The 9,567-nt window shown below is 71.1% G+C and carries 10 protein-coding genes; 5 read left to right on the top strand and 5 right to left on the bottom strand.

The window, feature by feature from the left end; all coding sequences use genetic code 11:
* The 5 genes from VBO01S_RS29330 to VBO01S_RS29310 form a co-directional block, all read left to right on the top strand.
* Nucleotides 1-688, top strand: a 688-nt coding sequence (locus tag VBO01S_RS29330; RefSeq protein WP_174543710.1) for a FecR domain-containing protein, incomplete at its 5' end; no start/stop codon positions are given.
* A 70-nt stretch (nucleotides 689-758) separates the two neighbouring features.
* A complete protein-coding gene (gene fhuE, locus VBO01S_RS29325; protein ID WP_062482164.1) occupies nucleotides 759-3,239 on the top strand; it encodes a ferric-rhodotorulic acid/ferric-coprogen receptor FhuE in 2,481 nt (826 codons plus the stop codon).
* A 90-nt stretch (nucleotides 3,240-3,329) separates the two neighbouring features.
* Nucleotides 3,330-3,632 (top strand): DUF3649 domain-containing protein, encoded by a 303-nt coding sequence (locus VBO01S_RS29320; RefSeq protein ID WP_062482162.1) that lies wholly within the window; start codon nucleotides 3,330-3,332, stop codon nucleotides 3,630-3,632.
* Nucleotides 3,629-5,248, top strand: coding sequence for a PepSY-associated TM helix domain-containing protein (locus VBO01S_RS29315; RefSeq protein WP_062482159.1), 1,620 nt, complete (start codon nucleotides 3,629-3,631; stop codon nucleotides 5,246-5,248). Before VBO01S_RS29320 ends, VBO01S_RS29315 begins: the two co-directional genes overlap by 4 nt.
* Nucleotides 5,245-5,607 carry a DUF3325 domain-containing protein gene (locus VBO01S_RS29310; protein ID WP_062482156.1) on the top strand — a complete coding sequence of 121 codons (363 nt, stop codon included), beginning with the start codon at nucleotides 5,245-5,247 and terminating at the stop codon, nucleotides 5,605-5,607. Before VBO01S_RS29315 ends, VBO01S_RS29310 begins: the two co-directional genes overlap by 4 nt.
* Nucleotides 5,608-5,609: 2 nt before the next feature.
* Here the strand turns inward: VBO01S_RS29310 and VBO01S_RS29305 are convergent, their stop codons facing one another.
* The 5 genes from VBO01S_RS29305 to VBO01S_RS29285 all read right to left on the bottom strand — a co-directional run.
* Nucleotides 5,610-6,599, bottom strand: a complete 990-nt coding sequence (locus tag VBO01S_RS29305) for a Bug family tripartite tricarboxylate transporter substrate binding protein (RefSeq protein WP_062482153.1) — start codon at nucleotides 6,597-6,599, stop codon at nucleotides 5,610-5,612.
* A 62-nt stretch (nucleotides 6,600-6,661) separates the two neighbouring features.
* Complete coding sequence (locus VBO01S_RS29300) at nucleotides 6,662-7,018, bottom strand: cupin domain-containing protein (protein WP_062482150.1); 357 nt, start codon at nucleotides 7,016-7,018, stop codon at nucleotides 6,662-6,664.
* Between the two features lie 18 nt (nucleotides 7,019-7,036).
* The gene (locus tag VBO01S_RS29295) at nucleotides 7,037-8,032 is read right to left on the bottom strand and encodes a quinone oxidoreductase family protein (RefSeq protein WP_062482147.1); all 996 of its coding nucleotides are present in this window, start codon (nucleotides 8,030-8,032) and stop codon (nucleotides 7,037-7,039) included.
* Nucleotides 8,029-8,937 (bottom strand): beta-keto acid cleavage family enzyme, encoded by a 909-nt coding sequence (locus VBO01S_RS29290; RefSeq protein ID WP_062482144.1) that lies wholly within the window; start codon nucleotides 8,935-8,937, stop codon nucleotides 8,029-8,031. Before VBO01S_RS29290 ends, VBO01S_RS29295 begins: the two co-directional genes overlap by 4 nt.
* The coding region (locus VBO01S_RS29285; RefSeq protein WP_062482141.1) for an SDR family NAD(P)-dependent oxidoreductase at nucleotides 8,934-9,567 on the bottom strand (634 nt) is incomplete at its 5' end. The genes VBO01S_RS29285 and VBO01S_RS29290, both read right to left, overlap by 4 nt.

The raw sequence follows: 9,567 nt of genomic DNA, 5'->3' as shown, positions 1-9,567 counted from the left end.
CGCGCACCGCACCGCCACTGGCGAGCGCCGCGAACTGCGGCTGGCCGACGGCAGCCGCCTCACGCTCAACACCGCCAGCGCGGTCGATGTGCACTTCGACGGCACGCAGCGCCGCGTGGTGCTGCAGGCGGGCGAGATCTTCATCGCCACCGCGCCCGACCCCGCCGCCGCGCATCGGCCGTTCCGCGTGGCCATCGCCGGCGGCACGCTGGAGGCCCTGGGCACGCGCTTCAGCGTGCGCAAGGAGGCCGGCGGCGCCACCCACGTCGCCGTGCTCGAAGGCGCGGTGCGCATCACGCCCGAGCGCGCCGCCGCGCGCGTGCTGCCAGCAGGGCAGCACGCGCGCTTCACGGCCGACGGCATCGACGACTTCCGTCCGGCGGACGCCTCGGTGCTGGCCTGGACGCAGGGCATGCTGCTGGCCGACGGCATGCGGCTGGCCGACTTCGCCGCCGAGCTGTCGCGCTACCGCCCCGGGTTGCTGCAATGCGACGCGGCGGTGGCCGAGCTGCGTGTCTCGGGCGCCTTTCCGCTGGCCGACACCGACGGCGTGCTGCGCATGCTGGTGTCGACTTATCCGGTGGACGCGGCGACGCGCCTGCGCGGCTACTGGGTCACGCTGGTGCCGCGCGCGGCACCCGAAGAGCGCGCGACGGGCGCTTCGAAAAATATATCGATCCGGGGGTGAGACTTTTTTTCGTTTCGGCTGGCAAGGAGGGTGAAGAACCCACCGTTGCCCAACCGAAAGGCCCGTCTCCATGTCCGCATCCCGCCCGTCCGCCTTGCGCCCGTTCGCAGAGCGCCGCCTGAACACCGTCCTTCGCCATGCCCTGATGGCGCTTGCCCTCGGCGGCCTGGCCGGCGCGGGAGGGCCGGCCTTCGCGCAGGCGTCGTCGTCCTCGCTCGACGCCGCCGCGTCCCGCGCCTACGACATTCCCTCCGGCCCGCTGGGCCGCACGCTCGCCACCTTCGCGGCGGGCAACGGAATCGCGCTGTCGTTCGACCCCGCGCTGACGCAGGGGCGCAGCAGCCCCGCGGTGGCGGGCCGCTACACCGCGCGCGAAGCCATCGAGCGCCTGCTCGCGGGCAGCGGCCTGCAGGTGGTGGCGCGCACCGACGGCAGCTACACGCTGCACCGTCGCGAGGCCGGCGCACCTGTTGCGGGGCAGGGCGGCATCGACACGCTCTCGCCCGTCACCGTCACGGCCGAGGCCGACCGCAGCGGCACCACAGAAGGCACCGGCGCCTACACCACGCGCGCCACGGCGGCGGCCACGGGGCTCGCGCTCTCGCCGCGCGAGACGCCGCAGTCGGTCACCGTCATCACGCGCCAGCAGATCGACGACCAGAACCTGCTGTCGCTCGGCCAGGCCATGCAGAGCGTGCCCGGCGTGTTCTCGGTGAGCTCCGACAGCGACCGCACGGACCTGTACGCGCGCGGCTTCTACATCGACAACTACCAGTACGACGGCGTGCCGACCACGGTCACCACCGACTTCTTCGGCGCCTCCACCAACGACCCGGTGCTGTACGACCGCATCGAGGTCGTGCGCGGCTCGACGGGGCTGCTCACCGGCGCGGGCAACCCCTCAGCCTCGGTGAACCTGGTGCGCAAGCACGCCGACAACAAGGTGTTCGCCGGCAACGCATCGCTCGCGCTGGGTTCGTGGAACCTGCGCCGCGGCACGGTCGACCTGCAGACCCCGGTGACGAAAGACGGTCGCGTGCGCGCCCGCCTCATCGGCATGACGGAAGACCGCGACTCCTTCATCGACATGTACCACGGCCGCAAGCACGTGCTGTACGGCGTGGTCGATGCCGACCTCACGCCCAGCACCACGCTGAGCGTGGGCATCGAGTCGCAGGCCACGCGGCCCACCTCGTCGACCTGGGGCGGCCTGCCGCTGACCTTCAGCGACGGCACGGCCACGCGCTGGGACCGCTCCAAGACCGTCGGCACACCGTGGACCCACTGGGACACGACCACCACCACCGCCTTTGCGAACCTCACGCACCAGTTCGACAACGGCTGGAAGCTCAAGGCCAACGGCTCGCACCGGCAGAGCAAGCAGAACGCCAAGCTGCTGTACCTCTACGGCGACCTCGACCGCCTCACCGGCAACGGCCTGGGCTCGCTGCCCGGCTACTTCGAGCACCAGTTCCGCCAGAACAGCCTCGACCTGCAGGCCACCGGCCCGTTCAAGTTGCTGGGGCGCACGCACGAACTCGTGGTGGGCGTCAGCAACAGCCAGTCGCGCTACGTGGAGGCGAGCCATCCGCGCACCAGCCCGCTGCCCGACACCGGCAACTTCTACGACTGGAACGCTGCGTCGTACCCCGAGCCGGGCTGGGACCCGTTGAAGGTTTCGGCCATCACCAAGACGCGCCAGACCGGCACCTACGGCGCCGCGCGCCTGTCGCTGGCCGATTCGCTCAAGCTCATCGTGGGCGGGCGCCAGAACAGCTGGCGCGCTACGCGCCTGACCGCCGACGCCCCGGCCACGCGCAAGCACGAGGTGTTCACGCCCTACGCGGGCCTGGTGTACGACCTGAGCGAGAACTACTCGGTGTACGCGAGCTACACCGACATCTTCCAGCCGCAGAACTACCGCGACGCCAGCGGCGCGTACCTCGACCCGGTGACCGGAAAGAGCTACGAGATCGGCCTCAAGGGCGAGCACCTGAACGGCAAGCTCAACACCTCCATCGCCGTCTTCCGCGCCGAGCAGGAGAACGTGGCGCAGCGCGACGGCACCAAGCTCGTGCCCAACTCGAGCGAAGGCGCCTACTACGGCGCGCGCGGCGTGACCAGCAAGGGCATCGAGCTGCAGGTGTCGGGCGAACTGGCCCCGGGCTGGCAGCTCAACGCAGGCATCGCACGCACGCTGGGCCGCGAAGGCAACGGCAACCGCATCAACACCGCCATGCCGACCACGCAGGCCACGCTGTTCACCACCTACCGGCTGCCCGGCGCGTGGCACCGGCTCACTTTGGGCGGCGGCGTCAACTGGCAGAACCGCACCTACTACGCCTACAGCGTGGGCGATGTCGACCTGCGCTACCAGCAGGGATCGCGCGCGGTCGTGAGCCTGATGGCGCGCTACGCCTTCACGCCCAAGCTGGCGCTGCAGCTGAACATCGAGAACCTCTTCGACAAGAAGTACTACAGCAACATCGACGGGCAGGCCTACTTCGGCACGCCGCGCAACGCGGTGGCGACGCTGAGCTACGCGTTCTGACCGGGAAAGAGCGGGGGCATGACCCTTTTTTCGTTCTCGTTTGTCATGTAGGGGAGGGGCGCATGTCCGCGCCCCGTTTTCCGGTCCCCGATGAACACCCGCACCTCCTCCTTTTCTCCCGCCCTGCGGCTGCTGTCGCGCGTCGCGGCCGCCGTGTTCGGCGGCTACGCGCTGGCCTCGGCCGTCGCCGTCTTCCTGGCCGCCGTGCTGCCGGCCGGCCCCGCCGAGGCCGCGCTCGGGGGCATGCAGTTCAGCTTCGCGGTCTACACCGTCGCCGTGATCTGGGCCTTTGCGCCTGTGTCGCTGCCGCGTGCCTGGGCCGGCCTGCTGCTGCCCGCCGTGGTGCTGGCCGGGCTCGGCCTGGCATTGCGCGGCGCGGGAGGCGGGGCATGAGCACGAAGAAAGCCAAGGCGCCCTCGCAGGGCGGCTTCCGCCAGGCCCAGGCCTGGCTGCACACCTGGTGCGGCCTGTGGTTCTCGTGGCTGCTGTTCGCGGTGTTCCTCACCGGCACGCTGGCCGTGTTCGACGAACCCATCACCCACTGGATGACGCCGGAGCACCACGCCGAGGAAGCCGCCGCCGCAGCCAGGAAGGGCGAACCCACGGCCGACCGCGCGCAGCGCCTGGCCTGGGGCATGGCCTATATGGCCGAGCACCACCCGGGGGCCTCAATGTGGGAGCTGTGGCCTTCGGACGCGCAAGGCGGCGGCGAGCTGCGCGTGTTCTGGTTCGACGCCAACCGCCAGTACGCGGGCGTCTCGCTCGACCCCGCCACCGGCAAGCCGCTGAAGGAAGACGGCGGCCACGCGGCGCGCGCCACGCTCGGCGGCCACCACTTCGTCGACTTCCACTACGAGCTGCACGCCGGCACCGTCGGCCTGTGGATCGTCGGCATCGCCGCGATGGCGATGCTGGTGGCGCTGGTGTCGGGCGTCATCACGCACAAACGCATCTTCAAGGACTTCTTCACCTTCCGTCCCAAGAAAGGCCAGCGCAGCTGGCTCGACGCGCACAACGCCGTGGCGGTGCTGACCTTGCCCTTCCAGTTCATGATCGCCTACACCGGCCTCGTGATCTCGGGCACCAGCTTCATGCCGGCCCCCAAGGTCTTGCACTACGGCACGGGCCCGCAGGCGCAGATGCGCTTCGTCTCCGAGCTGGGCGACAGCGACAAGCCCGCCGCCACCGGCCGCGCGATGCCCGTGCCCGTGCTCGAACCGTTCGCGGCACGCGGCCAGGAACGCATGGGCCAGCCGGTGCGCGCGGTCGTCATCGATCATCCGGGCGACGCGGCTGCGCGCATCGGCGTGTACGGATGGAACGGCGACGACGAATCCGCGCGCCGGCTCAGCGCCACCACCGGCATGGTGCAGTTCGCGGCCGCCAGCGGCGAGGTGCAGCGCGTGCGCCTGCCGGGCGCCGCGGACGGAGGGGCCGCCATGCTCGCGCAGTCGGCCATGGGCGGGCTGCACATGGTCACCTTCGGCGGCTGGCCGATGAAGTGGCTCTACTTCCTGTGCGGGCTCGCGGGCACCGCGATGATGGGTTCGGGCGCCGTGCTGTTCATCGTCAAGCGCCGCCAGAAGCACCTGGGCGAGTTCGGTGGCGCGACGGCGCGGGTCTACCGGCTGGTCGAAGCGCTGAACGTCGCGGCCATCGCCGGCCTGGCGATCGCCTGCGTGGGCTACCTGTGGGCCAACCGGCTGGTGCCGGTCGGCATCGGGCACCGCGCGGACCGCGAACTGCAGGTCTTCTTCGCGCTGTGGGCGCTGGCGCTGGTGCATGCCTTCGTGCGCCAGCCGGCGCGCGCGTGGCGCGAGCAGCTCGGTGCGCTGGCTGCGCTGTGCCTGCTGCTGCCGGTGCTCAATTTCGTGACCACGGGCGATCACATGCTGGCGCAGCTGTTGCGCAGCGATTGGGAAAGCCTCGGGGTCGAACTGGGTGTCGTGGCCTTCGGGCTTGCGGCGCTGGGCGCGCTGTGCCATCTGCGGCGGAAGGCGGCACGATGACGACGGCATGGGCTTCGTTGCTTGGCCTTGCGCTGGCGTATGCGGGCATGTCGTGCCTGAGCTTTGCGATGGACCGGCACCATGAGCAGCTGACGCGCGGACGTGAAGTGCCCGCGCGCCGGCGTACGGGCTTGCGCGTGATCGGCATGGTGCTGCTGGCCGCGGCCATCGCGCCCTGCGTGATGGCGTGGGGCCCTACGGTCGGGACGGTCGCCTGGCTGGGTTTCCTGTCGGCCGGTGCGTTGCCGGTGGCGCTGCTGTTGCCGTACCGCCCACGCGCCGTGGCGTGGGGCGCCGGCGCTGCCGCCGTGGCCGGTGGTGCGGGGCTTGCGCCGGTGCTGGCGGCGCTGCTGCGCTGAGGTCAGTCCACCTTGATGGCCGCGGCCTTGACCACCTGCTGCGCCTTCGCGGTCTCGTCGGCGATGAACTTGTTGAACTGCGCGGAGGGCATGGTGAAGGGTTCGGCGCCGAGCTTCTCCAGCCGTTCCTTCAGCTCGGGCGAGACCATGATCTTCGCGACCTCGGCCTGCAGCCGTTCCACCACGGGCTGCGGTGTCTTGGTGGGCGCGAACAGGCCGACCCAGAACAGGTAGGCCGAGCCCGGCACGCCGGCCTCCACGGTGGTGGGCGCGTCGGGCAGGGCGGACGAGCGGCCGGCGGTGCCCACGGCCAGCGCCTTGAGCTTGCCGCTCTTGATCAGCGGCAGTGCCGACACCATCGGCGCGAAGAACCAGTCCACGCGCCCGGCCATCACCTCGGTCATGGCTTCGGGCGTGCCGCGAAAGGGCACGTGCTGCGCGTCGACGCCGGCCGCGAGGCGGAACACCTCGGCATTCATGTGCGTGGCCGAGCCGTTGCCCGCGGAGCCGTAGTTCAGCCCGCCGGGCTTGGCCTTCGCCTTGGCCACGAGGTCTTTCACGTCGGTGAAGTGCGACGGCGAGGTCACCAGCACGTTGGGCAGGCTGGCCATCGGCGTCACGCCCGTGAAGTCCTTCAGCGTGTCGTACGACAGGCCCTTGTAGATCCACGGGTTCACGAGGTGGCCGGCCGAATGCACCAGCAGCGTGTAGCCGTCGGCCGGCGCCTTGGCGGCGATGGCCGCGCCCAGCGTGCCGCCCGCGCCGGGGCGGTTGTCCACGATCACGCTGGTGCCCAGCGCGGGCCCGAGCTTTTCGGCGACCAGGCGCGCGACGATGTCGGTGCCGCTGCCCGCCGTGAAGGGCACGACCAGCTTGATGGGCTGCGTGCCCGGCCACGCGCCTTGTGCATGGGCGCCGCCGAGCGTGCAGGCCGCCAGCGCCGCGGCGATCGTGAGTGCCTGTCGGCGGCTCCAGGGGAATGTCTTCTTCATGCGTCTTGTCTCCGTTGATTTGTTGGTGCGAGCGATGAATGACTGACTGGGAAAGGAGGGCGTCAGGCGGGCGGTGCGTTCGCCATCACCAGCGCCACCAGCACCGGGCGGTTGCCGCGGTTCTCGAGCTGGCGCTTCTCGCCGGGCGCGAAGCGGCAGCTGTCGTAGGGCAGCAGCACGTCTTCCTGGTGCGCGCCGTCGAGTTCGCCGACGACGTGCAGCTCGCCCTCGAGCACGAGGTAGAGCTTTTCCATCGGCGAGCCGTCCAGCCCGGTGCGGCCGCCGGGCAGGATCTGGCTCATGCCCATCCACATCTGCGTCGAAGGGCCGGCCTCCTTGCCCTGCAGGCGCAGGCAGCGCATGTCGAAGTGGTTGGGCGCCTCGTAGTGCGGCGCCTCGCTGAAACGGGTCACATGCATGGTGGGTGTCCTTGGGAGTCAGGGGCGCAGCACGACGCGGTCGGTGCTGCCCGACAGCACCAGCCGGTAGGCGTCGAGCGCTTCGTCGAGCGCGAAGTGGCGTGCCACGGGAAAGGGTTTCAGCGTGCCGCGCTCGAAGCCCTCGCGCATCGCGTCGAGCTGCGCGGTGGAGGCCACGCAGTCCATCGCCAGCGAGTCGATGCCCACGTAGGTGTGCATGCCGCGGTAGAACGCGAAGATGTCGAAGGGCACTGCGCGGTCGTGCGTGGCGATGAATATCTGCGTGGCCCCCTTGGCCATCGCCTTGTTGGCGGCCTCGAAGTAGGCGCTGCCCACGGTGTTGTAGACGATGTGCGCGCCGCGCCCGTCGGTGAGTTCGCGCACCTGCGCGCCCACGTCGGCGTGGTGGCGCGCATCGACCACGTCGACCGGCGCGCTCGCGAACCCCGCGAAGGGCCCGGGGCCGCGCTGCACCGCGATCACGCGCGCGCCGGCCTGCGCGGCCAACTGCACCGCCGCCTGCCCGACCTTGCCGTTGGCGCCCAGCACCAGCACCGTCTGGCCCGCCTGCGGCATGCCGCTGCGCCGGAAGCCCTCGTAGGCCGTGACGAAGGGCACGCCCACCGCGCCGGCCTCGTCCATCGAGATGCCCTGGGGCTTGGCGCGCAGGGCCGCTTCGGGCAGCACCAGGTAGCGCGCATGCGAGCCGTCGCGCGTGATGCCGACGTCGCCGCCCGAGCCGTAGACCTCGCGGCCGACCCATTCCGAAGGGCCGCTCACGACGGTGCCCGCGAAGTCGCGCCCCGGCGTGCGCGGCCAGACGGCCTGCGGCATCAGGCCCAGCGCGGCCTTCACGTCGCTCGGGTTCACGGCGGCGGCGGCCACGCGCACCACGGCATGACCCGGTGACGCCACAGGTTCGGGTTGCGGCGCGGCGTGCAGGTGCAGCGCGTCGAGGTTGGCGGCCTTGCCGTTCACGCGCAGGGCGCGCGGTTCATGAAGGATGGCGCTCATCGTGCGGCTCCCTGAACGGCGCGGGTGTCGGCCAGTCCCAGCATCGCGCGGGCCTCGCGCGGGTTGGCGACCTCGCCGCCCAGGCTGCGCAGGATGTCGCGCGCCTTCGCCACGAGCTGCGCGTTGCTTTCGGCCAGCACGCCCTTCTCGAGGTAGATGTTGTCTTCCATGCCCACGCGCACGTGTCCGCCCAGCAGCCACGACTGCGCGACGATCGGGAACTCCGTGCGGCCGATGCCGAAGGCGCTCCAGAAGGCGCCGCGCGGCAGCAGGTTGCGCGCATAGAGCAGCGTCTCGGGCGTGGGCGCGAAGCCGTACTTCACGCCGAGCACGAAGGTCCACATGGCGGGCCCGTCGAGCGTGCCGTCGGCGATGAGGTCCAGCGCCAGGTGGATGTCGCCCGAGTCGAAGATCTCCAGCTCGGGCTTCACGCCGGCCTCGCGCATCACCTTCGCCATGCGGCGCACGTTCTTCGGCGTGTTGATCACCACGTCGGGGCCGGAGTTCATGGTGTTGAGGTCGAGCGAGCACACGTCGGGCCGGATCAGCGCGATGTGTTCCACGCGCTTCTCGGGCGGCAGCAGCGTGGTGCCGGGCGCGGCGATCTTCGGGTCGTCCTCGCTCGGAATGAAGCGCCCGCCCGGACCGGTCGTGAGGTTCACGATCAGCTCGCGGTTCTCGCGGCGGATGCGATCGACCACCTCGCGGTACAGATCGACCTCCATCGAGGGCTTGCCCGTCTCGGGGTGGCGCACGTGGATGTGCACCTGTGCCGCGCCGGCTTCGGCGGCGGCCAGGCATTCGTCGGCGATCTGCACCGGCGTGATCGGCAGGTGCGGCGTCTGCTCGGGCTTCACGAGGTTGCCCGTGACGGCGCAGGTGATGAGCGTCTTGGCGTTGTTCACAGGTGGCGCCCTCCGTCGACCACGATGCGCGTGCCGGTGACGAAGCGCAGCGTCGTCGCCAGCGCTTCCACGGTGGCCGCCACGTCGTCGGGCTTGCCGATGCGCCCCAGCGGCGTGGTGCTGGCCATCTTGTCGGCGAACTCGGCGCCGCGTCCGGGCACGAAGCCCGACTCGACCGCGCCCGGCGACACCGACACCACGCGCACCGCCGGCGCCAGCGCCTTGGCCAGCGCGTCGCCCACCACGTCGAGCCCGGCCTTGGCCGCGACGTACGCGAGGTTGCTGCCCACGCCCGTGAAGCCGGCGATGGACGAGATGTTGACCACCAGCCCGTCGCCGGTGGCCTTGAGCATCGGCGCGAAGGCGCGGATGGTGGCGAACACGCCGCGGAAGTTGGCGCGCAGCAGGTCGTCGATGAGGTCGTCGGTCAGCGCGTCGAGGTCGCCGGCCGGCACGGGCTGCGTGTGGCCCGCGCTGTTGACCAGGATGTCGCAGCGCCCGTGCGCGGCCTTCACCTCGGCGGCGGCGGCCTGCAGGCTCGGCGTGTCGACGATGTCGGCGCGGATCGCGCCGTGGCGCTGGCCGCTGTCCGAGGGCAGGGCGGCGGCGCGCGCGGCGGCGTTGTCGTCG

The organism is Variovorax boronicumulans NBRC 103145 (genome assembly GCF_001591345.1).
Classification (GTDB): Bacteria; Pseudomonadota; Gammaproteobacteria; order Burkholderiales; family Burkholderiaceae_C; genus Variovorax; species Variovorax boronicumulans.
This window is presented reverse-complemented; position numbering and strand designations above follow the sequence as displayed.

Bases quoted from the DNA above. Each gene is read 5' to 3' on its own strand.
- fhuE (WP_062482164.1), top strand. From the start codon at position 759: ATGTCCGCATCCCGCCCGTCCGCCTTGCGCCCGTTCGCAGAGCGCCGC.
- VBO01S_RS29320 (WP_062482162.1), top strand. From the start codon at position 3,330: ATGAACACCCGCACCTCCTCCTTTTCTCCCGCCCTGCGGCTGCTGTCG.
- VBO01S_RS29315 (WP_062482159.1), top strand. From the start codon at position 3,629: ATGAGCACGAAGAAAGCCAAGGCGCCCTCGCAGGGCGGCTTCCGCCAG.
- VBO01S_RS29310 (WP_062482156.1), top strand. From the start codon at position 5,245: ATGACGACGGCATGGGCTTCGTTGCTTGGCCTTGCGCTGGCGTATGCG.
- VBO01S_RS29305 (WP_062482153.1), bottom strand. From the start codon at position 6,599: ATGAAGAAGACATTCCCCTGGAGCCGCCGACAGGCACTCACGATCGCC.
- VBO01S_RS29300 (WP_062482150.1), bottom strand. From the start codon at position 7,018: ATGCATGTGACCCGTTTCAGCGAGGCGCCGCACTACGAGGCGCCCAAC.
- VBO01S_RS29295 (WP_062482147.1), bottom strand. From the start codon at position 8,032: ATGAGCGCCATCCTTCATGAACCGCGCGCCCTGCGCGTGAACGGCAAG.